The 24857-nt window shown below is 72.2% G+C and carries 23 protein-coding genes, 1 tRNA gene, 1 pseudogene and 1 riboswitch; of the genes and pseudogenes, 14 read left to right on the top strand and 11 right to left on the bottom strand.

The genetic code is table 11. From position 1 onward, the window contains the following. On the bottom strand, positions 1-866 hold an 866-nt coding region (gene rocD / locus CCN35_RS10745), incomplete at its 3' end, for an ornithine--oxo-acid transaminase (RefSeq protein ID WP_086792410.1). A gap of 118 nt (positions 867-984) precedes the next feature. Next, positions 985-1074, top strand: a riboswitch (ZMP/ZTP riboswitch). Between the two features lie 31 nt (positions 1075-1105). Between rocD and CCN35_RS10750 the strand changes: the two genes are divergently transcribed. Beyond that, the gene (locus tag CCN35_RS10750) at positions 1106-2569 is read left to right on the top strand and encodes a glycine hydroxymethyltransferase (protein WP_086792412.1); all 1464 of its coding nucleotides are present in this window, start codon (positions 1106-1108) and stop codon (positions 2567-2569) included. A 46-nt stretch (positions 2570-2615) separates the two neighbouring features. Here CCN35_RS10750 and CCN35_RS30080 read toward each other — a convergent pair whose 3' ends face one another. The 3 genes from CCN35_RS30080 to CCN35_RS10765 all read right to left on the bottom strand — a co-directional run bounded on the left by CCN35_RS30080 (position 2616) and on the right by CCN35_RS10765 (position 5380). Further along, on the bottom strand, positions 2616-3740 hold the full coding sequence (locus CCN35_RS30080; protein ID WP_342748590.1) for a hypothetical protein: 1125 nt from the start codon (positions 3738-3740) through the stop codon (positions 2616-2618). A gap of 127 nt (positions 3741-3867) precedes the next feature. Beyond that, positions 3868-4755: a hypothetical protein gene (locus CCN35_RS10760; RefSeq protein WP_245863105.1), complete on the bottom strand. Its 888-nt coding sequence runs from the start codon at positions 4753-4755 to the stop codon at positions 3868-3870. Continuing rightward, positions 4748-5380 (bottom strand): RNA polymerase sigma factor, encoded by a 633-nt coding sequence (locus CCN35_RS10765; RefSeq protein WP_211285507.1) that lies wholly within the window; start codon positions 5378-5380, stop codon positions 4748-4750. Before CCN35_RS10765 ends, CCN35_RS10760 begins: the two co-directional genes overlap by 8 nt. 168 nt (positions 5381-5548) lie before the next feature. Here CCN35_RS10765 and trpS point away from each other — a divergent pair, with 168 nt between their 5' ends. Together trpS and CCN35_RS10775 are read left to right on the top strand one after the other, a co-directional pair. Next, complete coding sequence (gene trpS, locus CCN35_RS10770) at positions 5549-6562, top strand: tryptophan--tRNA ligase (RefSeq protein WP_067394662.1); 1014 nt, start codon at positions 5549-5551, stop codon at positions 6560-6562. Between the two features lie 170 nt (positions 6563-6732). Continuing rightward, positions 6733-7314 (top strand): 2'-5' RNA ligase family protein, encoded by a 582-nt coding sequence (locus CCN35_RS10775; RefSeq protein ID WP_067394501.1) that lies wholly within the window; start codon positions 6733-6735, stop codon positions 7312-7314. A 98-nt stretch (positions 7315-7412) separates the two neighbouring features. Here CCN35_RS10775 and CCN35_RS10780 read toward each other — a convergent pair whose 3' ends face one another. Continuing rightward, positions 7413-8693 carry a D-alanyl-D-alanine carboxypeptidase family protein gene (locus CCN35_RS10780; RefSeq protein WP_067394498.1) on the bottom strand — a complete coding sequence of 427 codons (1281 nt, stop codon included), beginning with the start codon at positions 8691-8693 and terminating at the stop codon, positions 7413-7415. A gap of 91 nt (positions 8694-8784) precedes the next feature. On the opposite strand from CCN35_RS10780, the gene CCN35_RS29325 reads away from it, so the two are divergent. The 3 genes from CCN35_RS29325 (at position 8785) to CCN35_RS10795 (ending at position 10703) form a co-directional block, all read left to right on the top strand. Beyond that, the gene (locus CCN35_RS29325) at positions 8785-9024 is read left to right on the top strand and encodes an SCO4848 family membrane protein (RefSeq protein WP_067394495.1); all 240 of its coding nucleotides are present in this window, start codon (positions 8785-8787) and stop codon (positions 9022-9024) included. 36 nt (positions 9025-9060) lie between these two features. After that, positions 9061-10506, top strand: coding sequence for a metallophosphoesterase (locus tag CCN35_RS10790; RefSeq protein ID WP_245863107.1), 1446 nt, complete (start codon positions 9061-9063; stop codon positions 10504-10506). 123 nt (positions 10507-10629) lie between these two features. Further along, positions 10630-10703: transfer RNA gene (locus tag CCN35_RS10795), tRNA-Pro, on the top strand. A 79-nt stretch (positions 10704-10782) separates the two neighbouring features. On the opposite strand, the pseudogene CCN35_RS10800 reads toward CCN35_RS10795, so the two are convergent. Together CCN35_RS10800 and CCN35_RS10805 are read right to left on the bottom strand one after the other, a co-directional pair. Next, positions 10783-11079: pseudogene (locus CCN35_RS10800) on the bottom strand (site-specific integrase); the annotation flags it as partial. A gap of 31 nt (positions 11080-11110) precedes the next feature. After that, positions 11111-11377 carry a hypothetical protein gene (locus CCN35_RS10805; RefSeq protein ID WP_236560603.1) on the bottom strand — a complete coding sequence of 89 codons (267 nt, stop codon included), beginning with the start codon at positions 11375-11377 and terminating at the stop codon, positions 11111-11113. Between the two features lie 275 nt (positions 11378-11652). Here CCN35_RS10805 and CCN35_RS10810 point away from each other — a divergent pair, with 275 nt between their 5' ends. After that, entirely contained in the window at positions 11653-12405 is a 753-nt protein-coding gene (locus CCN35_RS10810; RefSeq protein ID WP_067393859.1) for a GIY-YIG nuclease family protein, read from the top strand. 347 nt (positions 12406-12752) lie between these two features. Next, positions 12753-13544: an alpha/beta fold hydrolase gene (locus CCN35_RS10815; RefSeq protein WP_086792428.1), complete on the top strand. Its 792-nt coding sequence runs from the start codon at positions 12753-12755 to the stop codon at positions 13542-13544. Between the two features lie 118 nt (positions 13545-13662). Here CCN35_RS10815 and CCN35_RS10820 read toward each other — a convergent pair whose 3' ends face one another. The 4 genes from CCN35_RS10820 to CCN35_RS10835 all read right to left on the bottom strand — a co-directional run bounded on the left by CCN35_RS10820 (position 13663) and on the right by CCN35_RS10835 (position 18305). After that, complete coding sequence (locus CCN35_RS10820) at positions 13663-13920, bottom strand: helix-turn-helix domain-containing protein (RefSeq protein WP_067393863.1); 258 nt, start codon at positions 13918-13920, stop codon at positions 13663-13665. Next, positions 13920-14417 (bottom strand): DUF2975 domain-containing protein, encoded by a 498-nt coding sequence (locus tag CCN35_RS10825; RefSeq protein WP_067393866.1) that lies wholly within the window; start codon positions 14415-14417, stop codon positions 13920-13922. Before CCN35_RS10825 ends, CCN35_RS10820 begins: the two co-directional genes overlap by 1 nt. A gap of 227 nt (positions 14418-14644) precedes the next feature. Next, a complete protein-coding gene (locus CCN35_RS10830; RefSeq protein WP_236560605.1) occupies positions 14645-17617 on the bottom strand; it encodes a SpoIIE family protein phosphatase in 2973 nt (990 codons plus the stop codon). A gap of 268 nt (positions 17618-17885) precedes the next feature. Further along, the gene (locus tag CCN35_RS10835; RefSeq protein WP_236560606.1) at positions 17886-18305 is read right to left on the bottom strand and encodes an ATP-binding protein; all 420 of its coding nucleotides are present in this window, start codon (positions 18303-18305) and stop codon (positions 17886-17888) included. A 193-nt stretch (positions 18306-18498) separates the two neighbouring features. Between CCN35_RS10835 and CCN35_RS10840 the strand changes: the two genes are divergently transcribed. The 6 genes from CCN35_RS10840 to CCN35_RS10865 all read left to right on the top strand — a co-directional run bounded on the left by CCN35_RS10840 (position 18499) and on the right by CCN35_RS10865 (position 24793). Then, complete coding sequence (locus CCN35_RS10840) at positions 18499-19413, top strand: helix-turn-helix domain-containing protein (protein WP_067393930.1); 915 nt, start codon at positions 18499-18501, stop codon at positions 19411-19413. Further along, positions 19325-19507: a DUF397 domain-containing protein gene (locus CCN35_RS29330; RefSeq protein WP_079129699.1), complete on the top strand. Its 183-nt coding sequence runs from the start codon at positions 19325-19327 to the stop codon at positions 19505-19507. The genes CCN35_RS10840 and CCN35_RS29330 overlap by 89 nt, the downstream gene beginning before the upstream one ends. A 117-nt stretch (positions 19508-19624) precedes the next feature. Further along, a complete protein-coding gene (gene mshD / locus CCN35_RS10850) occupies positions 19625-20551 on the top strand; it encodes a mycothiol synthase (RefSeq protein WP_086792418.1) in 927 nt (308 codons plus the stop codon). 432 nt (positions 20552-20983) lie between these two features. Then, complete coding sequence (locus tag CCN35_RS10855; protein WP_245863109.1) at positions 20984-23263, top strand: RNA degradosome polyphosphate kinase; 2280 nt, start codon at positions 20984-20986, stop codon at positions 23261-23263. Beyond that, positions 23244-24254 (top strand): CHAD domain-containing protein, encoded by a 1011-nt coding sequence (locus CCN35_RS10860; protein WP_086792420.1) that lies wholly within the window; start codon positions 23244-23246, stop codon positions 24252-24254. Before CCN35_RS10855 ends, CCN35_RS10860 begins: the two co-directional genes overlap by 20 nt. 131 nt (positions 24255-24385) lie before the next feature. After that, entirely contained in the window at positions 24386-24793 is a 408-nt protein-coding gene (locus CCN35_RS10865; RefSeq protein ID WP_067393940.1) for an NUDIX hydrolase, read from the top strand. Positions 24794-24857 lie beyond the last annotated feature (64 nt).

Below are 24857 nucleotides of genomic sequence, written 5' to 3' on the forward strand. Positions count from 1 at the left end.
TTGCCGCCGAACGTCGACCCGTGCTCGCCCGGCCGGAACACCCCGAGCACCTCCCGTGACGACACCACCGCCGACACCGGCAGGATTCCGCCGCCCAGCGCCTTCCCCAGGACGTACATGTCCGGGACGACCCCCTCGTGCTCGCATGCGAAGGTACGGCCCGTGCGTCCCAGCCCCGACTGGATCTCGTCGGCGATGAACAGCACGTTCCGCTCCCGTGTCAGCTCCCGCACCGCGGGCAGATAGCCGGCGGGCGGCACCACCACCCCCGCCTCGCCCTGGACCGGCTCGAGCAGCACGGCGACCGTGTTCTCCGTCAGCGCCGACCGCATCGCCGTCAGGTCCCCGTACGGCACGATCTCGAAGCCCGGCGTGTACGGGCCGAAGTCCGCCCTCGACCCCGGATCGGTGGAGAAGCTGATGATCGTGGTGGTGCGGCCGTGGAAGTTGTTCTCCGCGACCACGATCTTCGCCATCTCCCGGGGCACGCCCTTGACCCGGTAGCCCCACTTCCGGGCCGTCTTCACGGCCGTCTCCACCGCCTCCGCGCCGGTGTTCATCGGCAGCACCGCCTCCATCCCGCACAGCGCCGCCAGCTGCTCGCAGAACGCGCCGAACCGGTCGTGGTGGAAGGCCCGCGACGTCAGCGTCACCCGTTCCATCTGCGCCCTGGCCGCGTCGAGCAGCCGGCGGTTGCGGTGCCCGAAGTTCAGCGCCGAGTAACCGGCCAGCAGATCCAGGTACCGGCGGCCCTCCACATCCGTCATCCAGGCGCCGTCCGCGGTGGCGATCACCACGGGCAGCGGATGGTAGGTGTGCGCGCTGTGGGCGTCGGCGACGGCGATGAGGTCTTCCGTAGTGGTCACGGCGGCTCCCGAGGACGACGAGGGGACGCCCCCCGGTGGAAGGGAGGCCGTCCTCCTTCCTAACCCCGCTCGTATGGTGGACGCGGGAACTGCGCCGTTCGGCGCGCCCGGTAGGCTGACTGCGGGCCGTGACTGGCGCGCTGGGATGGGACCGACCATCGGGGAGCGGCCCGAACGGGAAAGAGTGCCGTGCGCCTGGGCCGTACCGTGAACGCCGAACGCCACGTCCGGAGGTCCTGATGCCTGAGAACCCCGAGAGCTCCGCGGCCCTGTCCCGCGAGTCCGTCGCCTTCCGCGCCGCTCTCGACGTGATCCGTGCCGTCGAGCCGCGCGTGGCCGACGCCATCGGCCAGGAGGTCGCCGATCAGCGCGAGATGCTCAAGCTGATCGCCTCCGAGAACTACGCCTCCCCGGCCACCCTGCTGGCCATGGGCAACTGGTTCAGCGACAAGTACGCCGAGGGCACCGTCGGCCGCCGCTTCTACGCCGGCTGCCGCAATGTCGACACCGTGGAGTCGCTGGCCGCCGAGCACGCCCGTGAGCTCTTCGGCGCCCGCCACGCCTATGTCCAGCCGCACTCCGGCATCGACGCCAACCTCGTCGCCTTCTGGGCCGTCCTCGCCCAGCGCGTGGAGGCCCCCGCCCTGGAGAAGGCCGGGGTCCGCCAGGTCAACGACCTCTCCGAGGCCGACTGGGCCGAGCTGCGGCAGGCCTTCGGCAACCAGCGCATGCTCGGCATGTCCCTGGACGCCGGCGGCCACCTCACCCACGGCTTCCGCCCGAACATCTCCGGCAAGATGTTCGACCAGCGGTCCTATGGCACCGACCCGAAGACCGGCCTCATCGACTACGACGCGCTGCGCGCCCAGGCCCGCGAGTTCAAGCCGCTGATCATCGTCGCCGGCTACTCCGCCTACCCCCGCCTGGTGAACTTCCGGATCATGCGCGAGATCGCCGACGAGGTCGGCGCCACGCTCATGGTCGACATGGCGCACTTCGCGGGCCTGGTCGCCGGCAAGGTCCTCACCGGCGACTTCGACCCGGTCCCGCACGCCCAGATCGTCACGACCACCACCCACAAGTCCCTGCGCGGCCCGCGCGGCGGCATGGTCCTGTGCGACGACTCCCTCAAGGACCAGGTCGACCGCGGCTGCCCGATGGTCCTCGGCGGCCCCCTTCCGCACGTCATGGCCGCCAAGGCGGTCGCCCTGGCCGAGGCCCGGCAGCCCTCCTTCCGGGACTACGCCCAGCGGATCGTCGACAACTCCCGCGCCCTGGCCGAGGGCCTGCTGCGCCGCGGCGCCACCCTGGTGACCGGCGGCACCGACAACCACCTCAACCTGATCGACGTCGCCTCCTCCTACGGCCTCACCGGCCGTCAGGCCGAGGCCGCCCTGCTCGAGTCCGGCATCGTCACCAACCGCAACGCGATCCCGGCCGACCCCAACGGGGCCTGGTACACCTCCGGCATCCGCGTCGGCACGCCCGCGCTGACCACCCGCGGTCTGGGCACCGCGGAGATGGACGAGGTCGCGGACCTCATCCACCGCGCCCTGACGGCCGCCGAGCCCGGGACCACCAAGTCGGGCGCCCCGTCCAAGGCCACCCATGTCCTCGACCCGAAGATCGCCGACGAGATCTCCCGCCGTGCGAGCGACCTGGTGGCCGGCTTCCCGCTGTACCCGGAGATCGACCTCGGCTGACACCCCCGTCCGGATGAGGGGACGCCCCCCGTCCGGGCCAAGGGACTCACAGGTCGATCAGCTCCTGTCGTGGCTCCCTGCGCGGCGGTCCGGCACCACGCCGGGCCGCCGCGCGGTGTATCAGCAGCGTGCCGCCGGCTCCCACGGCGAGCCCGCCGACCGCCCACCACAGGGAAACGCTGCTGTCGCTGCGGGCCGCACCGGACGGGCGGTCCGTATCACCCAGCAGCTCCGAGTCCTTCAGCCGCTCGTACAGATGTCGCGGTGCCCGGTGCCAGCGGATGTCGTCGTCCTCCACATCCGGTGCCAGGTCCGACCGCACCCAGGGAGTGCCGTCCTCCGCCACGATCAACTGGTCCTGCCGCTTCAGCGCCACATCCTCTCCCGGGGGCCTGCTCGTCAGCGGCCACCCCCCGACCCCGGTCAGTCCCCACAGCACGGTCGCCCGCACCGCCGGATACCGCCCTTCCGCCCAGGCCGCGGGTACCGGCTCCGTCCCTGTGGACGACGGCTGCAGCAGCTCCTGGAGCCGGGCGAAGCCGGGCTCTCCTTGGTGCAGCGTCCTCGTCCGCGCCGAGCCGCCCATGACGACCAGCGCCACATCGGGTTCGCGCGGCGTGCTGTCCTCGTCCGCGGCCGGCGCGTCCGCCTCCGGCGTGGCGGTCTCGTGCTGCCAGGGCGCCGGGAAGATGCCGGGGTGTCCCTTGTCCGTCTCCTCGCCCATGACGCCCAGCTTCCCGAGCAGGGCACGCAGCCTGCCGGGCTGCTCGGCGCGGTGCCAGTGGCCGTTCACGGACTCGGGCAGGTGCGCCGCCGTGTGGATCCAGACGGTGTCGGTGTCGGGCAGCGGGAACACCCGGTCGAGTCGCCACGGCGTCATGTCGTGCACCATCCAGGTCACATTGATCTGCCGGGCGTCGCTCAGACCGGCGTCGGAGGGCTGGTCCCTGCTGCCGGTGTGCGCCGGTCCCAGAAGCCGCTCCAGCAGCTTGTACTCCTTCTGGACGAGCTTGTACTCCTTCTGGACGGAGGACAACGCGGTGGCCTCGCCGCTGCGCGGTGAGGCCACGAGCACGCTCGTCGGTCCGCCGGCCGCCGCGAAGGGCGCACCCCACACCATCAGTGCGAGCACCACCGCCAACGCGCCCACCCAGCCCGTCGACTCACGCACTCTCCACCTGCTCATCCGAACCCCCAGCCGGACGCCCCCATGCGGCCCGCCCACGGGCCGCGTGTCGCTTCTGGTACACCGCCCGGCCCGCCGGGGTTCCCGTCCCGCGCGCACCGTTCCCGCGCTCTTACGAGGACCGCCCGGATGCCCCGGGCTCCAGCACATCCGACCGCGCGATCCGCACCGCCCGCTCCTTCGACACCACTCCCTCCAGCCGGAGCGTCACATCGCGGCCGCCGGTCTCCCGCATCCACAGCAGCGTCGGACCGGCCGTCCGCCCGCTGCGGGTGAACCGGTGGCCGTCGGTGTCCATCAGCCAGAAGGTGAGCAGATGGGGGCGCGGGAACCACAGGGCGGGGTTCCGGAGGCCGTCGGCCGGGACCGTCGTGTCCAGCCGCACCCACTCCGGTGGTTCCCGCACGCTCTTGACGAAGCCGGGGTCCAGCCGCTGCGGGTACTGGTCGAGCCGTACGGTCCGCCCCTGCTCGTGCCAGCACAGGGTCACGAAGAGCCGTCCCGCCGGATCGCCGGTCACCGTCACCGCGTCCGGTACACCGAGCTCGGCCGGCACGAGGGGGGCAAAACCGGCCTGCCGCCGGGCCTGCTCCAGGGACAGCGACCGGCCGCAGCCGGGAACCCGGGCCCCCGGCGAGGGCACCGCCGACGGGTCGTACCGCACCTCGACACCCGCGAAGCCGAACCAGCCGAGGACCTCCGCCCGCACCGGGGGAGTGAGCGCGAGCGCCGTGAGCAGACCGCAGAGGGCCGCCGTCAGCGAACGCCACCGGATGCGCATCCAGTGCCGCACCGCCCGCAGCCACTCGCCCGCACCCGCCGGCTCGGCCACCGGCACCGGCACCCGGTCGGCCAGTATCTGCCGCAGCACCCGCTCGGCCATCGTCTCCGCCTCCGCGGCACCCGAGCCCGTGGCGCCCGGCGAGCCGGGTGCGTCCAGCGACCGCCCCAGTGCCCGCAGCTCCTCCCGCAGCCGGGAGACGTCCTCCGGCTCACGCACGCTTCCCACCTCCTTCCCGGCCTTCCCGTCCTTCTCGTCCTTCTTCCTGGGGCCGGAGGTCCGGCAGCAGACGGTTCAGCCTGCGCAGGGCGCGGTTGAGCCGGGACTTCACGGTCCCGCGGGGCCAGCCCAGGGCCTGGGCGGTCTCCGACTCGTCCATCTCCAGCAGATAGCGGTAGGTGACGACCAGACGGTGCTCCTCGCTCAGCTGCTCCAGGGCGGCCAGCAGGGCGGTACGGCGCTCGGTCCGCAGGGTCGCCACCGCCGGGTCCGCCGCCTCCGGTATCAACGGCTCGGCCTCCCTGAAGGCGGCCTCCCGGCCGATGAGCGTGCGCTGCCGGACCGCCGTGCGCACGGTGTTCCTGGCCTCGTTGGCGACGATGGACAGCAGCCACGGCTTGAAGGCCGAGCCCTCCCTGAACCGGCCCAGGGCGCAGTACGCCTTGACGAAGGCCTGCTGCACCACGTCCTCCGCGTCCGTCCCCGCTCCGAGCGCCACGGCCGCCCTGAGCGCGATGCCCGTGTGGGCCCGCACCAGCTCCGCGTACGCCTCCGGCTCTCCGGCGCGTACACGGGCGAGCACTGCGGCCTCGTCGACGGTGCGGCCCCCCTCCCGCGTTCTCACACCCTTGGTACACCGCGCGGGCCGATCCGGTTCCCGTCCGTTCCGGACCGCCGCGCAGGGAGCCGGCAGTCTGCCGCCGGCGGGCCCGCGGGCCGCCCGCCGCCGGCCGGCTCCCCGGCCGGGCGCTCCTGGACCGAGGAGGGTCCGGCACCTGAGAGAATGGGGGACATGGCCTCTGATCGACCCCGTGTGCTCTCCGGAATCCAGCCCACCGCAGGCTCCTTCCACCTCGGCAACTACCTCGGCGCCGTCCGGCAGTGGGTGGCCCTCCAGGAGTCCCACGACGCGTTCTACATGGTCGTCGACCTGCACGCGATCACCGTGCCGCAGGACCCCCGGGAGCTGCGTGCCAACACCCGCCTCGCCGCCGCCCAGCTGCTGGCGGCGGGACTCGATCCCGAGCGCTGCACGCTGTTCGTCCAGAGCCACGTCCCCGAGCACGCCCAGCTCGCCTGGGTCATGAACTGCCTCACCGGCTTCGGCGAGGCCAGCCGCATGACCCAGTTCAAGGACAAGTCCGCCAAGCAGGGGGCCGACCGGGCGAGTGTCGGCCTGTTCACCTACCCGATCCTCCAGGTCGCCGACATCCTGCTGTACCAGGCGCACCAGGTGCCGGTCGGCGAGGACCAGCGCCAGCACATCGAACTCACCCGCGACCTCGCCGAGCGCTTCAACGGCCGGTTCGGCGAGACCTTCACCGTCCCGGAGCCGTACATCCTCAAGGAGACGGCGAAGATCTACGACCTGCAGGACCCGACGATCAAGATGAGCAAGTCGGCGTCCACCCCGAAGGGTCTCATCAACCTGCTGGACGAGCCGAAGGCCACCGCGAAGAAGATCAAGAGCGCGGTCACCGACACCGACACCGTCATCCGCTTCGACCCGGAGACCAAGCCCGGTGTCAGCAACCTCCTGACGATCTACTCGACCCTCACCGGGACGAGCATCGCCGAACTGGAGGAGAAGTACGCCGGCAAGGGCTACGGCGCGCTCAAGACGGACCTCGCCGAGGTCATGGTCGAGTTCGTGACGCCGTTCCGGGAGCGGACCCAGCAGTACCTGGGCGACCCGGAGACGCTGGACTCGATCCTGGCCGAGGGCGCGGAGAAGGCGCGCACGGTCGCCGCGGAGACCCTCGCCCGGGCGTACGACAAGGTGGGCTTTCTGCCCGCCAAGCGCTGAGGCGCACCACGGCACACGCACGGCACCGGACGGAGCGCTGCACATCACACGGCTGCGCCTGCCCACAACACGGCTGTGGACGTACAGTCGGAGCCACACGGCAGTGACGGGACTGCCGAGAGAACCGGAACCGGACGGACGACGCTTCCGACACGACGACAGGAGACGACGTGGGGACCGTAACGATCGGGGTGTCGATCACGGTCCCGGAGCCCCACGGCAGCCTGCTCCAGCAGCGGCGCGCGGGCTTCGGCGACGCCGCGGCACACGGGATTCCCACCCATGTCACCCTGCTGCCGCCGACGGAGGTCGACGACAGCGAACTGCCCGCGGTCGAGGCCCATCTGACGGAGGTGGCCGCGGCCGGACGGCCGTTCACCATGCGGCTGAGCGGCACGGACACCTTCCGGCCGCTGTCGCCGGTGGTGTTCGTGCGGGTCGTCGAGGGCGTCGAGGCGTGCACCTGGCTGCAGAAGCGGGTCCGTGACGCCTCCGGGCCCGTGCCGCGCGAACTCCAGTTCCCCTACCACCCGCATGTGACGGTGGCGCACGGCATCGACGACGAGGCCATGGACCGCGCCTTCGAGGAGCTCGCCGAGTACGAGGCCGAGTGGCCGTGCACCGGGTTCGCCCTGCACGAGCAGGGACCCGACGGGGTCTGGCGCAAACTGCGTGAGTTCGGCTTCGGCGGCTGCGCGGTGGTGCCCCCGCAGGCGGGCCCCATGGACCACGGGACCCTGCCCGTCCGGTAGCCGGCCCGGACCGGAGGGGGAGGAGCCCGGCCGCCGCCATGGCACTCACCGCCCGCCGCCCCGCCGCAGAGCGGCGGGGCGGGCAGGGGGCGTCCGGGTCAGGAGGAGGAATCCCGGCGGCCCACCAGGTCCGGCAGCGGCCAGCGGCGGTTGACCAGGAACATCGCGACGGCGAGCAGCACCAGGACGCCGCCCGTGACGGCGAGGGCGGTACCGGCGCCGCCGGATCCCTTCTCGGCGGAGGCGCTCGTCGTGGCGTCCGGGGACTCCCCCTTGCCGTCCGCCTGGCCGGCCGAGGGCGTGGAGCCCGGCTGCCCCTTCGCACCGGCCGCGCTCCTCGGCGGCACCAGTTCACCCACCGGCCGCACCTTGCCCGCGGCGGCGAAACCCCAGTCCAGCAGCTTGGCGGTCTCCCTGTAGACCTGGTTGTGCCCCCCGCCCTGCGGGTTCATCACCGTCACCAGCAGCACCCGGCCGTCGCGTTCGGCCACTCCGGTGAAGGTGGAGCCCGCGTTGGAGGTGTAGCCGTTCTTCACCCCCGCGATGCCCGGGTAGACGGGCAGGTCGTAGTCGCCGCTCAGCAGCCGGTTGGTGTTCTGGATCTCGAAGGAGCCGCGTGTGGTCCTGCCCTTCTTGTCCTTCTTCGTCTCGCCGGGGAACGACGCCCGTACGGTCGAGCAGTACTCGCGGAAGTCCTTCTTCTGCAGTCCGGAGCGGGCGATCAGGGTCAGGTCGTACGCCGAGGAGACCTGGCCCTTGGCGTCGTAGCCGTCCGGGCTGACCACATGCGTGTCGAGCGCCTGCAGCTCCTGCGCGTGCTCGTTCATCTCCTCGACGGTCGGCTCGATGCCGCCGTTCATCGCGGCCAGGACGCGCACGGCGTCGTTGCCCGAGCGCAGGAAGACGCCGAGCCACAGGTCGTGGACCGTGTACGTCTCGTTCTCCTTTATGCCGACCAGGCTGGAACCGGCCCCCAGGCCCTCCAGGTCGGCCGGGGCGACCTTGTGCTTCTGCGTCTTGGGGAACTTCGGCAGGACGGTGTCGGCGAACAGCATCTTCAGCGTGCTGGCCGGAGGCAGCCGCCAGTGCGCGTTGTGCGCGGCGAGGACGTCGCCGGACTCGGCGTCGGCCACGATCCAGGAGCGGGCGGTGAGGCCCTTCGGCAGGACGGGGGCGCCGCCCGCCAGGTCGACCTGGGTGCCCGGCCGCCCCAGGCGAGCACCGCCCACGGTGGACATCTGCGCCGGGGGAGTGGCCGACGGGCTCGCCGCCGGGGCGGCCGGCGCGGCGAGGGCGGCGGGCGCGGTCAGGGAAACGGACAGCAGTGCGGTGGAAACGGCCAACAGGCAGCGTCTGACGGTCTTCTGGGAAGCGGACACGACCGGAAACGTACCTGGCGCCGACAGTGACGTTCTGCCTGCCCCCTCACCCCGGGCGCGGAGCCCGGGGAGCGGCAGCGATACTGAGGGTATGAAGCTCAGCCGCCCCGTCTCCTGGTTCCTGCTCGCCTTCGGGGTGTGGAGCTGGGTCATCTGGGTCACTTTCGTCAGGAATCTCTTCAAGGACAGCAGCGGGCTCGCATTCGACGACGGCCGGCCGACGGCGTACTTCTGGGTGCATCTGGCGCTCGCCGTCGTCTCCTTCGTATTGGGGACGGCCATCGGGGTCATCGGGTTGCGCGGACTGCGCGCACTGCGCCGGAAGTCATAGCGTTCCCGACACTCCGAACCGGAAGGTCCCTGCGGCATGGTGGTCGTCTTCGTACTCGTGACGCTGCTCGTCCTGGCCTGCGTGGTGGCGGCCAACTGGTACCTGTGGCGGCGTCTGTTCCGTGACACGACGCGCGGTCCCGGCGCGGTGCGCCGCACCGGCGCGGTCCTGATCGCCGGCGGCTGGCTGCTGGCGGTCGCGGCCTTCGCCGGCACCCGTGCCGACATCCCCTTCTGGCTCAAACGCGCCCTGGCCTGGCCCGGTTACCTCTGGCTGGCCCTGACGCTCTACCTCCTCCTGGCCGTCCTGGTCACCGAGCCCCTGCGCCCCGTTCTGCGCCGCCTCCTCGGCCGTACGGCGGCACGGGAGGCCGGGACGGGGCGTGCGGAGCGGACGGAGGCGGTCCACGAGCCGGCGCCCGCCTCCGGGGCGGAAGCCGGCCCTGGGACGGAACCCGCTTTCGAGGCGGACGCCGTCCCCCGGTCGGATTCCGGGGCCGCCGGGGCGGAGCCCGGGCGGGCGCCGGCGCACGACGTCCGGGAGAAGTCCGGCAGTTGTGCCGTCGCCGAGGCACGGGCCGTCCCCGAGGAGACCGCCCCGGCCGGGGAGGAGCCGGCACGCCCCCAGGAGCTCAGCCGGCGGCTGTTCGTGTCCCGGGTGGTGGCCGGGGCCGCGGCGGCGGCCGCGGTGGGGACCGTCGCACACGGGACCCACGGCGTGCTGCGCGGGCCGCGGGTGAAGCGGGTCACCGTGCCGCTGGCGAAGCTGCCGAGGGCCGCGCACGGCTTCCGGATCGCCGTGGTCAGCGACATCCACCTGGGGCCCGTTCTGGGGCGCGGTTTCGCGCAGAAGGTCGTCGACACGATCAACGCGACCCAGCCGGACCTCATCGCGGTCGTCGGGGACCTGGTGGACGGCAGCGTCAAGGACCTCGGGCCGGCGGCGGCGCCGCTGGCGGAGCTCCGGGCACGGCACGGGGCGTACTTCGTCACGGGCAACCACGAGTACTTCTCGGGCGCCGAGCAGTGGGTCGAGGAGGTACGGCGCCTCGGCCTGCTCCCCCTGGAGAACGCGCGCACCGAGCTGCCCGGCTTCGACCTGGCCGGCGTCAACGACGTCCAGGGCGAGCGGGAGGGACAGGGCCCCGACTTCGAGCGGGCCCTCGGCGACCGGGACCCCGCACGCGCGTGCGTGCTGCTCGCCCACCAGCCGGTGCAGATACACGAGGCCGTCCGGTACGGCGTGGACCTCCAGCTGTCCGGCCACACCCACGGCGGCCAGCTCTGCATCCCCTTCTACGGCGCCCTGGTCACCAACTGCGACCTGGACACCGACCGGGTGAAGGGCCTGTCCACCCACACCGCCGAGGGCCGCACCTCCTACCTCCACGTCTCGGCCGGCTGCGGCACCAACCGCTACACCCCGGTCCGCTTCGCCTGCCCTCCGGAGGCGACGCTGCTGACCCTGGTGAGCCGGGAGTAGCGCCCCGCACCTCCCCCGAACGGCTCCCTGCCGACTCCTGGCCGCCACCCCGCCCAAACCGGATTTCGTCTCCGGCCGCCAGTGGGCTAAAGTAAACGTCGTCGCCGCCGCGAGCGGCGACACCGGGGTGTGGCGCAGCTTGGCAGCGCGCTTCGTTCGGGACGAAGAGGTCGTGGGTTCAAATCCCGCCACCCCGACAGCCGAAACACCAGGTGAGGCACCTAGGAACGTTCCTAGGTGCCTCACTTGTTTTCGTGCGTGTGTCTATCTGCGTAATTACCGCTCCTGTCCCCGCTTGAAGATGCCGTCCATGACCACGGCACCGGTCTGGATCATGGGCCGGATCTGCTTCCGGTAGACCTTCTCGGTCACGGCCGTGCCGGAGTGACGACGAGCCGAAGGATTTCCTCCAGCAGGACGCCACGGTCGGACAACAGGGACATGAAGCCGTGCCGGAGTTCCCGAGGCGTCCGCTCGTCGGCGTTGATCCCGTCGATGCCCTTGAGCGCCCGGTGGAAGGCACGGCGGCCGTCAACCGCGTCAAACCGGCGTGCCCACGGCCGAGGACGAAGCTGAACCGGCGCCTACCAGCCGGCCCTCGCGCTCAGTCCTCTTGCTCCTCGGCCAGGCCGATGGCGAAGGGAAACGACTCCAGGAACTCGCGCCGTGCAGGGCCCTGCTCCGCTTCGGCCAAGCCTGTGAGCGTCTTCAGGAGTCGTTCGCGTTGATCCGAGGGCAGTTGCAGCAGTGCCCAGCCCGCGCTCTCCGTCATCTTCACCGCGGAGTCCGGATCCACTTCCTCGTCCTCGCAGCTCTCCAGCCACCAGATGATGTCGACGAGCAGGCCGGTGAGTGTCCGGTCGCGCGACAACAGCCACGAACAGCAGCGGACAATCGCGTACGGCTGTGGAGCGCCGCCGCAGGTGAGAAGCGCGCAAGTCCGAAGTCGAGCACCCGCTCAAGGTGTTTCGGGACAAAGAGGTCGTGGGTTCACGTCCCGCCATCTCGGCACAGGTCAGAGGCCGTACAGGGCGTTTCATGCAGCCTTTCCTGTCCCGTCTCCATGAGACCCCATCGCACCCTTTGCCGCTTTTTTCCCTCTGCTCCGGGTCCGGAGGGTTGTTCGTGGTTGCTTAGGATCTCCGCATGGAGGCGCACGGTCGGGCTGGTCGGCAGGTCAAGCGGATAGAGCACAAGTGGGGATTCGGGCTGGCCCCGGTCAAGCCGGAGGTGCAGCGCAGGCGGGTCGAGGCCGCGCGGACGGTTCTGGCCACCCTCACCCAGGGGCACCATGCGGCTCTGGGCCGGCTCGACGACCTCTCGACGGTCACGGGCCTGTTCACCCGGGCGTACGACAAGAAGCAGTGGGACTGGTTCACGGTGTGCGCCCAACTGGGTTATCCGTCCTACAAGGAGGCACGCCGGGCGTCCAGCACGCTCCGCCACCTTCGTCTCTGTCTCCGGGACGCCAACTGGCAGGCGGCGGAGGAGGCCGCGACGACCTTGAGGAACGCCGGGCTCCCGGACCGGCTGCGCGACTTCATCGCCGGTGCCCCGGCTTCCCTCGACGGCCGCGGCTTCATCTATGTGCTCTCCACCCGCGAAGCCCCCGAGATGCTCAAGATCGGTTACACCAACCGTGATCCTCTGACCCGGGCCAAGGAGATCAACTCCGCGACCGGTGTGGTCATCCCCTGGGGCGTCCGCGGTGCGTGGACGGTCGCCCACGCCCACCGTGTCGAAGCGGACGTTCACGCCCTTCTCGCCGACTACCGCGTCCGCAAGGACCGTGAGTTCTTCCATCTGCCGTTCGCGGAGGCGGCCCGCATCATCGACGACTACGTGGCAGGGCTCGCCGGGGTTCCGCAGGACCGTCCCCGGCGTGCCCGCTCCTCCTGAACGGCACTCTCCGGTTCGTCGGGCGCCGCCCGCAAGAGCATGTGTCCCGGCGGGCAGGCGTGACGGTCCCGGGCTGCGCCGCGCTCCGGGCGGGTCAACCCTGCTTCCACACAGCGGAGTTGCCGAGCCGCCGGCGGTGCGTCGCGGTCGTCGGCCACGCTGTGTCATCACTCGGACGGACTCGTCCGGCAAGGCGTGCGGGCGCTGGTCCTTCAGGCTGATGCACGACCGGCCCGTCCCCTGAAAGAGGTACAGCCATGAAGTTGCCTCGTCCTCCGTACCGCAGGGCACGCCGCATACGCACACGGTCCGTCGGCGTGGCGACGCTCCTCGGTACCGCGCTGATCATGGCGGCAGCACCGGCGGGCGGCCCTCCGGCCGTCCCGGATCACGGGACGCAGGGCAAGGACGGCGCGACGGCCGGGCAGCGTCCCACCGTCGTCCTCGTGCATGGCGCCTTCGCCGAGTCCTCCAGCTGGAACGGTGTGATCCAGCGTCTCAAGGACGACGGCTACAACGCCGTGGCCGTCGCCAACCCGCTGCGCGACGTCTCGAGCGACGCCGCCTATCTCAAGGGGGTCCTCGACGCCATCGAAGGACCGATCGTCCTGGTCGGCCACTCCTACGGCGGCTTTGTGATCACCGAGGCCGCGGCCGGCGACCCGGATGTGAAGGCGCTGGTGTACGCCGCCTCGTTCCTTCCGGAGAAGGACGAGAGCGCGTCGGCCCTGTCCGCGAAGTTCCCGGGGAGCACGCTCAACGAGAGCGTGACGTCCTTCACCCACCGCATGCCCGACGGGTCCACCGGCACCGACCTCGTCATCAAGCCGGACAAGTTCCGTCATCAGTTCGCGGCCGACGTCCCCGCCGAGCAGGCCGCGTTGATGGCGGCGACCCAGCGTCCGATCGCCGCCTCGGCTCTGGACGACAAGCCGGCGGCAACCGCCTGGAAGTCCATCCCCTCCTGGGTGCTGCTCACCTCCGAGGACCGCGCCATCCCCGTCGCCGTCCAGCGCTGGATGGCCGAACGCGCGGGCGCCCGCACCAAGGAGGTCCGCTCCTCGCACGCCGTCATGGTCTCGCATCCCGACGTCGTCGCCGACTTCATCCTCGACGCCGCTCGCGCCACCACCCGGTGAGGCGACCGCGTGGTCACCCGCGGCCGTCCGGCGCCCGGTGCGCGCCGGACGGCCGCGGCGGTCGGGGAGGGCCCGGCGCCGGGAACGCGCCGCCGGGCTTCGGTGCGCCGTTCCGGGGTCAGCCCCGGCTGCCGGCCTCGGCAGCCGGCGTCCTGTCCGGGTCCGCGGTCTCCTCGGGCTCCCAGCGCAGCAGGTCTCCCGGCTGGCAGTCGAGCGCCTCGCAGAGTGCGGCGAGCGTCGTGAAGCGCACCGCCTTGGCACGGCCGTTCTTGAGGACCGCCAGGTTGGCGGGGGTGATCCCCACGCGTTCCGCGAGTTCGCCCACGGACATCTTGCGTTTGGCCAGCATCACGTCGATGTCGACGACGATCGGCATCAGATCACCCCTGCCAGCTCGGCCCGCATCCGCGCGGCCTCGACGTCACGCGCGACGGCCTGGGCGAGCAGCGTCCGCAGCACGAGCACGATCAGTGCGATCCCCAGGGCCGCCAGGCTGACCCCGCAGATCAGAAGGACGATGCCCGGGGCGACGGCCTCCCCCGGCGCCAGGACGACGGCGAGCGCGAACACCAGGGCGGCCGCCGCCGCGAAGGCACCGGTCACGATGTCCACGTACCGGAAGGCGGCGTGGGAGAACACCGTTCCGCGCCGCACCATCGTCACCAGCCGCCATACGCAGACCAGGACGACCTGGGCCGTCGTGATGCCCAGAACCATGATCACAAGGATCGGGGTGCGCAGGTGCGCGTATTCCGGCCTGAGTCCGTTCATGTCGATGGCCAGCAGAGGCACCATCACCGTCTGGACGAAGACCGAACCGACGAACAGCACCGCGAGCACGGCCCGCAAGGCGAGCACCGCCGCCTTTCCCATGACCCCTCCCTCGATCGAACAACGATAACAATCTATCGATATTCGATAGGTGCGACAAGGGGGCGGACCACGCTCGGCAGGGCGAGGCCCTCCCTACGGCTCCGGAGAAGGCCCGGTGCGCGACCGGGCGACCGGCGCGGCCGGCGGTCGGCGGCCGACGGCCGGCGACTGGCGGCCCACGGCCGGCCGTCGATCGCCGATCACCGGCCGCCGGCGATCGGCACCCCTCACGGCAGGGGCTGCTCCACCCAGATGACCTTTCCGTCGGCGGTGTAGCGGGTGCCCCACCGTTCGGTGAGCTGGGAGACGAGGAAGAGCCCGCGCCCGCCCTCGTCCTCGCTCCTGGCACGGCGCAGCCTGGGGGACGTACTGCTGCCGTCGGAGACCTCGCAGACGAGCGCGCGGTCCCAAAGCAGCCGCAGCCGCACCGGGCCGGTGGCATGCCGGAGGGCGTTGGTGACCAGTTCGCTGGCGACGAGCTCGGTGGTGAAGGCCAGCTCGTCCAGTCCCCAGGCGGCGAGCTGCGCGGTGACCGCCGCACGGGCGCGGGAGACGACCGTCGGGTCCTCGGGCAGGTCCCACTGGGCGACCCGTTCCGGGCCGAGCGCATGGGTACGGGCGACGAGCAGGACGACGTCGTCGTCGTCCGGCCGGTCCGGGAGCAGTGCGCCGAGGACCGCCTCGCAGGTGTCCTCCGGAGCCTGGCCGGCGCGGGCGAGGACGGTGCGCAGCGTGTCCAGGCCGGCGCCGGCGTCCTGGGACCGCCTCTCGATCAGGCCGTCGGTGTACAGCACCAGCCGGCTGCCCTCGGCCGGCTCCAGCTCGACGGTCTCGAAGGGCGTCCCGCCGAGTCCGAGCGGCGGCGTCGGCGGCAGGTCGACGAACGTCACCGTGCCGTCGGGGGCGACCACCGCGGGCCGGGGGTGCCCGGCGTGGGTGAAGGTGCAGCGCCGGGACACCGGGTCGTACACGGCGAGCAGGCACGTGGCGCCGATGATCCCGGAGCCCTGGTGCGAGGGCTCCGTCATCCAGCCCTCGCCCCGGTCGAGCCGGCACACCAGGTCGTCCAGGTGGGCGAGGAGGTCGTCGGCCGGCATGTCCAGGGAGCAGAAGTTGTGGACGGCGGTGCGCAGCCGGCCCATGGTGGTGACGGCGTGCAGTCCGTGACCGACCACGTCGCCCACCACCAGCGCCACCCGGGCGCCGGACAGCGGGATGACGTCGAACCAGTCGCCGCTCACCCCGGTCCGTGCGGGCAGGTAGCGGAAGGCGACGTCGACGGCGTTCTCCTCGGGCCGGCCCCGGGGCAGCAGGCTGCGTTGCAGGGCGAGAACGGTGTTGTGCTCGCGCGTGTAGCGGCGGGCGTTGTCGATGCAGATCGCCGCGCGGGCGGCCAGCTCCTGGGCCAGGGCCAGATCGTCGTCCTCGAAGGGGGCCGGCTTGGCGGAGCGGTAGAAGCTCACCACGCCGAGGGTCGCGCCGCGGGCCTGCAGCGGCACCGTGATCAGGGAGTGGATGCCCGCCGCGAGAATCCGCTCGCTCCGCGCCGGGTCCTGGGTGAGCCAGCCGCCGGCCTCGGCCAGGACGGGCTCGAGCACGGGCTGCCGGCCGTCCATGCTGCGGGCCTGCGGCGTCAGCGGCGCGAACCGTATCTCCGCACCGACGTCGTACAGGGAGGAGTCCTTGTGCACGGCGCCCAGCGCCACCCGGCGCAGCACGGTCCCCGCGCGGAACGGCTCGGGCTCCTCGCCGTCCAGCACGGAACCGGGCAGGTCGACGGCGGTGAAGTCGGCGAACCGCGGGACGGCCACCTCCGCCAGCTCCTCCGCGGTACGGGTGACGTCCAGCGTGCTGCCGATGTTCAGGGCGGCATCGTGCAGCAGCTCCAGACGCCGGCGGGCCTGCACCGCCAGCCGGCTGACGCCGGTCTCCCCGACGAGCAGCGGCCAGCCTCCTGCGTCGCCGCCCTGCTCGGCGCCGCCACGGCCGCTGCCGCCGCGATCGTCCGGTCCGGGCCGGGCCCGCGCGTGCGGCCCGTCGCCCCCGTGTGCCGAAGGGGACGCGGTCACCGGCGTGTGCGGGGCGGCCGGAGGTGTTCCGTCCGTCCCCGGCGCCACGGGCGGGGATGCGGGAGAGGGCGCGGACGGGGAGGTGCCGGCGGTCGCCGGGAAGGCCCGGGGCGGTGCCGGAACGCCGGGCCCGGCGGCGGCCGGGCCGGGGCCACCGCGTATGCGGGCCTCGACGACCACACCGGTCCCGCCCGCCGCCGCGGTGACCGGGCGACACCGCAGCGTGGCGACCCGCCCGCCGGGGAGGACCACCTCGTCCAGGGTGTGCTCCGGGGAGGCGATGAGCGCCTCGGCCTTCTCCCGCAACAGGGCCAGGTCGACCGGGCCGAGTTCCGCGCTCCGGTGTCCGGTCCCCGGGCCCGGCGGCGTGTGCCCGGGCCAGGACCATCCGAGCGCGCCGTGGCGTGCCCGCCAGTAGGCGGCGAGCAGAGCCCGTTCACGCTCCGTGGCCTGCTCCAGCAGCCGTGTCTCGATGCTGCGAGCGGCTTCGCGGACCAGTCGCAGCATGGCGGGGTCACCGTGTTTGCGCAGGCAGGTGAGGTCGACGACGGCCTCGATGCGCCCGCTGAGCGGGTCTCGGACGGGCGCGCCCGCGCAGGCGAACGGCACCAGGAAGTCGGCGAAGTGCTCACGGCCCGCGACGTAGAACGGGCGGCGTCCGGTCAGCGCGGTGCCCACCCCGTTGGTGCCCGAGACCGATTCGGAGACATCGCATCCGGGGGTGAACGACACCTTGTCGAGGCACCGGAGCAGCTCCCGGCCGCCCCCGCGGCGCTGGACCATGCGGCCTTCCCCGTCGCACAGCACGACCGTCACCCCCATCTCGTCGAGCGAGACGGTCAGGTCGCCCAGTACCGGCTCGGCGGCGTGCAGGAACCGGTCGTCCAGCCCCGGACCGGGCACATGGGGGCATGCCGTCCGGTGCGGCTCGAGCCCCGCGAGCCGGCAGCGCTTCCAGGAGTCGAGCACCGGCCCCCGTACGTCCGCTTCGAGCGGCGCACCGGAAAGGAAACGCTCATGCGCATCGGCGAGTCCGCCGATGTCGTCCCAGGCGATGGGCACCAGGATCACTTCCTCGTGCGGAAGTGCCCCGACCGCGCCGCCGCTCGGGCGGTCCAGGGCCTTCTTCACGCAGCTCTCACCGTAGGCACCCTGTGACCCGCGCCACAACACACGAGGTGCGCGGGCCGGCCGCCTGTGCCGTTTGCCGTTTTCGTTCCGGACCAGGACGACGGCCCGGGCCGGCGCCCCCGTCCGCCCGGCCGTGCGATCCGGTGTCCTGACCGTGCGCTCTCTCGGCCATGCGGTGCGGGGCCGCCGGAAAAGCCGTGCCGGCCGTTCCGGGTTCCCGGGCACCGGCGGACCATGCCACCGGGCGCCGGGCGGGCCGGGAGGCCGGTCAGGACAAGGACACCTCCGCCCAGACCGTCTTGCCCACGGGCCGGCGAGGAGCCCATCCCCAGTCCCTGGCCAGCACGTCCACCAGGAGCAGACCACGGCCCGACTCCCCCTCGGGATGACACGAGGGCGCGGTCGCCGGTGGTCGTTTGGCCGAGGCGGCGTCCGCCACTTCGATGCGGATCACCCCGGCCGTCGTGTCGAGGGCGAGACTCAGGGCGAAGTCGTGGCCGGGGACCCGGCCGTGCCGCACCGCGTTCGCCGCCAGCTCGCCGACGACGAGCGCCACCGTGCACGACACGTCCGACTCCGGCGGGTGTCCCCATTCCTCCACGCACCGCACGGCAGCACGCCGGGCCAGCCGTGCGCCTCGGGTCGTGGAGGCGAACTGCGCGGCGAACGTACGGGTGTCGGGTGCCACGCCTTCTCCCGGCGCGGTCGTTCCTGTCAGCACGGCCTGTCCACCCTTCGTGCACGATTCCTCACGTTCCGTGCTCAAGAGTCGGTCCAGAGCCCTACTTTCGGAAGATGGCGCGGCCTTACCCCTCAACTCGTAAGAACCCGCAGGAAACGGAAGTGACGCCTTGGCCAAGGAAATCGACCCCAGTACGTCCATGGCGGCGCTGTTCGGCTCACGGGTCCGCAGACTCCGCCTGGCCGCCGGACTGACCCAGGCCGAACTCGCCAGGAGGATCCATGTGGTGAGCAGCCGGATCGCCCAGATCGAACGCGCCTGCGGGGCAAAACCGACCCTGCGCATGGCACAGGCACTGGACGTCGCCCTCGGCGCGGACAACCTGCTGGTCGACCTGTGGCCGTACGTGTACCGGGAGGCGTTCCCCGACTGGTCACGGATGTTCATGGCGTACGCGGAGCGGGCCGTGTCCATCCGTGAGTACACGGCCCATGTGGTGCCGGGCCTGCTGCAGACGGAGGACTACGCACGGGCGGTCCTGAGCGTCGGTCAGACGCTGGCCGGAAAAGAGCAGTTGGAGGAAAGGGTCGCCGCCCGCATGACGCGCCAGGAACGCCTCGGCGCGCCCGACCGGCCGGATTTGTGGGTCATTCTGGACGAGGCGGTTCTGAGACGTCCTGTCGGCGGCCACGCGGTGATGCACGAGCAGTTGAAGCGACTGCTCTGGAGCGCGGAGGAGACCTCCATCACCGTGCAGGTCCTGCCCTTCGACCAGGGAGAGCACCCGGTGATGGGCGGCTCGCTCACGCTTCTGACGCTGCCGGACGGCTCGGAGGTCGCGTACAGGGAAGGAGCGCATCACGGCCAACTCACCGAAGAACCGGACGATGTCAGGCGCCTGACACTGACTTACGATCGGCTGCGGGCGGCAGCTCTGCCCCCACTCATGTCGCTCGACATGATCCGGTCCGTGATGGAGGGCAACCATCATGCAGCGCATCTCCCGTCCCGATCCGCACGGCGTCGTGTGGCGCAGGAGCAGCTACAGCAATCAGGAGGGTGGCAACTGCGTGGAGGTCGCGGACGGACTCCCCGGCGTCGTCCCCGTCCGTGACAGCAAGGCCCCGGACGGCCCCGTTCTGGTCTTCCCGGCCGGCTCCTGGTCCGCCTTCGTCGACGGGCTGAAGAGCGGTCGGCACCGCGTCTGAGCCGGCCGGACACCGGCCACGATCCGTTCTCCGGGTTCCGGGCCCGGCCGCCGCCGAGGCCGCCGGGCCGGAACGAGCCACCCGGACAGGAGAGTGCGGGCGCGTTAACCTCGTGCCATGACCAGCGACGACACCACACCCCCCGCCCGCTCCCTCGAGACCCGCACCGAGCTCTCGTCGGACGAGGTCGACGCCGTGCTCGAGCTGCTGGCGGTGGCCGCCCGGTACAACGGGCAGCAGGCGGTGTCCGAGCAGGGACGGTTGCAGCTGCGCGGCGGTGCCCGGCCGGGGGTGTCGCATCTGCTGCTGCGCGTCGACGGGAAGCTGGTCGGATACGCGCAGCTGGAGGACACCGACCCGGTGGAGGCGCCGGCCGCCGAGCTGGTGGTGCATCCGGCGCACCGCGGACGCGGGCACGGGCGGGCGCTGGGCACGGCGCTGCTCGCCGCGTCCGGCAAGCGGCTGCGGGTGTGGGCGCACGGCGGGCACTCCGCCGCCCGGCATCTCGCACAGGTCCTCGGGCTGACCCTGTTCCGTGAACTGCGCCAGATGCGGCGGCCGTTGAAGGACCTCGAGCTGCCCGAGCCGGTGCTGCCCGAGGGGGTGAGGGTACGGACCTTCGTGCCCGGGCAGGACGACGCCGACTGGCTCGCCGTGAACGCCGAGGCGTTCGCCCACCACCCCGAGCAGGGCTCCCTCACCCAGCGGGACCTCGACGACCGCAAGGCCGAGCCGTGGTTCGACCCGCAGGGGTTCTTCCTCGCCGAGCGCGAGAGCGACGGCCGGCTGATCGGCTTCCACTGGACCAAGGTCCACCAGGAGGAACAGCTGGGCGAGGTGTACGTCCTCGGGGTCCGTCCCGGTTCCCAGGGCGGCGGCCTCGGCAAGGCCCTCACGCTGATCGGTCTGCGGCACCTGGCCGCGCAGGGACTGCCGACGGCGATGCTGTACGTCGACGCCGACAACAAGGCGGCCGTGTCGGTCTACGAACGGCTGGGCTTCACGACGTACGAGACCGATCTCATGTACCGCACGGAGAGCTGACCACCGGCGCCGGAGCGCCGCCCCGCAGTGCCGGCGTCAGGGCGGTGGCCGCGACGAGCAGGGCAGCACGGGACGGTCTCGTGGCGGGTGCCTCCGTGATCCGCATGCCGGTGCGAACCATCTCCACTGCGGACCGCCGGCGTCATGGCCGGAAGCGGGCAGTGGCCGTCCCCGCCTTCCGCACACCTGGTCGACCGCGGCACACCCGGTCGACCGGGAGGCCGGGCCGGCACCGGTGGTCCCCTGCGGGCCACCGCCCGGTGTCCCGCACGTCATGTCTCCGTAACCGCTGCTTCAGACGGGCCTGCGACGCTCGACCGGTGAAAGCCCGCCGTGCCCGAGCCCGCGCCGCTCCCCCCGGGGTGCGCCGCCGTGCTCCCGCCCGTGCTCCTTGACGCGACTGTCCCGCGCCCTGCGCGGAAGAATGGGTTCATGAGGCAGCGAGACTCCCAGGCAGCGCAGCCGCACCCCTCTCCTCCCGGGAAAGGCGCCGCGGGCCGTACCTCCCTGCGCACCCCTCAGCCCTCCGTGGGCTCCATCACCGCGCACCGCCCGCGCACCGCGGCGAGCACGGCCTCCGGCCTGGCACAGGACCTCGACACCGAACTCGACCGCTACAAGGAGTCGTCGCCCGGGAGCGAGCAGTTGCCGCCTGATCGCTTCCTGGACCGGGAGCGCAGCTGGCTCGCCTTCAACGAGCGCGTCCTGGAACTCGCCGAGGACCCGGACACGCCCCTGCTGGAGCGGGCGAACTTCCTCGCGATCTTCGCCAGCAACCTGGACGAGTTCTTCATGGTCCGGGTCGCCGGCCTCAAACGCCGCATCGCCACCGGGGTCGCCACCCGGTCCGCCTCGGGTCTGCAACCGCGCGAGGTGCTGGAGATGATCTGGGCACGCTCGCGTGAGCTCATGGCCCGGCACGCCGCCTGCTTCCACGAGGACGTCGCGCCCGCCCTCGCGGAGGAGGGCATTCATCTGGTGCGCTGGAACGAGCTCACGGAGAAGGAGCAGGCCCGCCTGTTCACGCTCTTCAAGAACCGCATCTTCCCCGTGCTGACGCCGCTGGCCGTCGACCCCGCGCACCCCTTCCCGTACATCTCCGGCCTGTCCCTGAACCTGGCCGTCGTCGTCCGCAACCCGGTCACCGGCCACCGCCACTTCGCCCGGGTCAAGGTGCCGCCGCTGCTGAACCGCTTCCTGGAGAGCTCCCCGGGCCGCTACGTCCCCCTCGAGGACGTCATCGCCGCCCACCTGGAGGAGCTGTTCCCGGGCATGGAGGTCCTGGAGCACCACACCTTCCGGCTCACCCGCAACGAGGACCTGGAGGTCGAGGAGGACGACGCCGAGAACCTGCTCCAGGCCCTGGAGAAGGAGCTCATGCGGCGCCGTTTCGGGCCGCCGGTCCGCCTGGAGGTCGAGGAGTCCATCGACCGCGAGGTGCTCGACCTGCTGGTGCGGGAGCTGAAGATCAGCGAGGCCGAGGTGTACCCGCTGCCCGGCCCGCTCGACCTCACCGGCCTGTTCCGCATCCACAGCCTGGACCGGCCCGAGCTGAAGTACCCGAAGTTCGTCGCCGGCACCCACCGCGACCTGGCGGAGGTGGAGTCCGCCTCGCCGCCCGACATCTTCGCGGTCCTGCGCGAACGGGACGTGCTGCTGCACCACCCCTACGACTCCTTCTCCACCTCCGTCCAGGCCTTCCTCGAGCAGGCCGCCGCCGACCCGGACGTCCTCGCCATCAAGCAGACCCTGTACCGGACCTCGGGCGACTCCCCCATCGTCGACGCGCTCATCGACGCCGCCGAGTCCGGCAAGCAGGTCCTCGTCCTGGTCGAGATCAAGGCCCGCTTCGACGAGCACGCCAACATCAAGTGGGCGCGCAAGCTGGAGGAGGCCGGCTGCCATGTCGTCTACGGCCTGGTCGGGCTGAAGACCCACTGCAAGCTGTCCCTGGTGGTGCGTCAGGAGGGCGAGGTCCTGCGGCGCTACAGCCATGTCGGCACCGGCAACTACCACCCCAAGACGGCCCGCCTCTACGAGGACCTCGGCCTGCTCACCTCCGACCCGCAGGTCGGCGCCGACCTCTCCGACCTGTTCAACCGCCTCTCCGGCTACTCCCGCCGCGAGACCTACCGGCGGCTGCTCGTCGCCCCCAAGTCCCTGCGCGACGGCCTCGTCTCACGGATCAACAAGGAGGTCCAGCACCACCGCGCCGGGCGTCCCGCCTTCATCCGCATCAAGGTCAACTCGATGGTCGACGAGACGATCATCGACGCCCTCTACGGCGCGTCCCGGGCGGGCGTGCCGGTCGACATCTGGGTGCGCGGCATCTGCGCCCTGCGCCCCGGGGTGCCCGGCCTGTCGGAGAACATCCGCGTCCGCTCGGTCCTCGGCCGTTTCCTGGAGCACTCGCGCGTCTTCATCTTCGGCAACGGCGGCGAGCCCGAGGTGTGGATCGGCAGCGCCGACATGATGCACCGCAACCTCGACCGCCGTATCGAGGCTCTGGTCCGGGTCACCGACCCCGCTCACCGGGCGGCCCTGAACCGGCTGCTGGAGACCGGCATGTCCGACGCCACCTCCTCCTGGCACCTCGGCCCGGACGGCACATGGACCCGGCACGCGACGGATCCGGACGGCCTGCCCCTGCGCAACATCCAGGAGATGCTCATAGACGCCCGGAGGCGCCGGCGTGGCACATCGGCACCCTGACCCGGCGGACCCCACGGCCGGGAGCACCGTTCCCGCCGAGGTCCTCGCGGACTATCTGCGGGCCCAGGCCACGGAGTTCCTCCGGGCACTGCGGCTGCACCGCGAGAGCGGCGGCACGGGAAACGGTGCCCGGAAGTCCGCCGACGCGGCGCACGCCCTGCGCCGCTCGGCCCGCCGCATCAGCGGCAGCCTGCACACCTTCCGCCCCCTGCTGGAGGAGAGCTGGGCGGAGGAACTGCGCCCGGAACTGGCCTGGCTGTCCGGCACCCTGGCCCGCGAGCACGCCCACCGGGCCTGTCTGGAGCGGCTGCTGCGGGCCCTGCACCGCCTGTCGCCCCGCCCCGCGGACAGCGGCGACGCGGACCGCGACGGCCTCACCGTGGGCGCGGCCAAGGCGGCCGCCCTGCTCGACCGCCGGCTGTCCTTGGCCCGTTCCCGGGCCCACTCCACGGCCCTGCGGGCGCTGGACTCCTCCCGTTTCCACGCCATGGCGGACAAGGTCGCCGTCCTCGCCGGCGACGTCCCCCTCGCCCCCACCGCCGCCGCCGCGGACCTGACGCCCCTGGCCGCCGCCGCCGAGGAACGTCTGAGGGCCGCCGTCGCCGCGCTTCCCCTGGTCACCGCCGGCAGCCCGTACAACGCGGAGGGCCTGGTCCACGGCCTGTCCCCGGACCCGTCCCCCCATCCGCAGGACACGCCCTGGCACCAGGTCCGCCTGCTGCTGCGCCTGCACCGCTACGCCCGTGAGGTCGTCCACGGACCCGACGCCTCCGCGGACCCCCGTCTGCTGACGGCCGGCCGGGCCCTGGACCGGCACCGCGACGCCTCAAAGGCGGCGGCCGCCGCGGCCGCCGCGGCCCGCACCCCGCGCATCGCCCCGGCGACGGCGTACGCGCTCGGTGTGCTCCACGCCGATCAGCGGCACGAGGTGGAGGCGGCCAGATTCGCCTTCCAGCAGGCGTGGCAGAAACAGACCGTCGACGCCGACTGACGGGTGGTGAGGCACCGTTGACTTCCCCGAACGACACAAACGGCACAGCCGGGGCATCCGACGCGGACGCGTCCGGCGCATCCGGCGCACCCGCCGCCTCCGGCGCCCCCGGACCGTCCGGCGCGCCCGTCCTGGCGGCCGGCTGCGTGCTGTGGCGCCGCTCCCCGTCGGACGGCACCCTCGAGATCTGCGTGGTGCACCGGCCGAAGTACGACGACTGGTCGCACCCCAAGGGCAAGCTCGACCCCGGCGAGGACCCGCTCGCGGGGGCCCTGCGCGAGGTGGCGGAGGAGACGGGCCACAGCGCCGTCCCCGGCGCCGAGCTGAGCACGGTGACCTACCGGGTGGGCGACCGGCCCAAACATGTGCGCTACTGGGCCGCCGAGGCCGTCGCGGGCCGTTTCACGCCCAACAAGGAAGTGGACCGCGTCCTGTGGCTTCCCCCGGCCGAGGCCCGCGCCCGGCTGACCCGGGCCAGTGATCGCGAGCTGATCGACGAACTGATCGACGCGCTGCCCGAAGCCGCACCCTCCGGCTGAGGCCCCTCGGCCCCGGCCGCAGTGCGCCCGGCCGCAGTGCGCCGCCCTAGGTGTATTGCCCTGA

It is taken from the genome of Streptomyces thermovulgaris, assembly GCF_002155915.1.
In the GTDB taxonomy this organism is placed as follows: Bacteria; Actinomycetota; Actinomycetes; order Streptomycetales; family Streptomycetaceae; genus Streptomyces; species Streptomyces thermovulgaris.

Coding starts and splice junctions, on each gene's coding strand:
- CCN35_RS10750 (WP_086792412.1), top strand. CDS start 1,106: ATGCCTGAGAACCCCGAGAGCTCCGCGGCCCTGTCCCGCGAGTCCGTC.
- trpS (WP_067394662.1), top strand. CDS start 5,549: ATGGCCTCTGATCGACCCCGTGTGCTCTCCGGAATCCAGCCCACCGCA.
- CCN35_RS29325 (WP_067394495.1), top strand. CDS start 8,785: ATGAAGCTCAGCCGCCCCGTCTCCTGGTTCCTGCTCGCCTTCGGGGTG.
- CCN35_RS10790 (WP_245863107.1), top strand. CDS start 9,061: ATGGTGGTCGTCTTCGTACTCGTGACGCTGCTCGTCCTGGCCTGCGTG.
- CCN35_RS10810 (WP_067393859.1), top strand. CDS start 11,653: ATGGAGGCGCACGGTCGGGCTGGTCGGCAGGTCAAGCGGATAGAGCAC.
- CCN35_RS10815 (WP_086792428.1), top strand. CDS start 12,753: ATGGCGGCAGCACCGGCGGGCGGCCCTCCGGCCGTCCCGGATCACGGG.
- CCN35_RS10820 (WP_067393863.1), bottom strand. CDS start 13,920: ATGCCGATCGTCGTCGACATCGACGTGATGCTGGCCAAACGCAAGATG.
- CCN35_RS10825 (WP_067393866.1), bottom strand. CDS start 14,417: ATGGGAAAGGCGGCGGTGCTCGCCTTGCGGGCCGTGCTCGCGGTGCTG.
- CCN35_RS10840 (WP_067393930.1), top strand. CDS start 18,499: ATGGCGGCGCTGTTCGGCTCACGGGTCCGCAGACTCCGCCTGGCCGCC.
- mshD (WP_086792418.1), top strand. CDS start 19,625: ATGACCAGCGACGACACCACACCCCCCGCCCGCTCCCTCGAGACCCGC.
- CCN35_RS10855 (WP_245863109.1), top strand. CDS start 20,984: ATGAGGCAGCGAGACTCCCAGGCAGCGCAGCCGCACCCCTCTCCTCCC.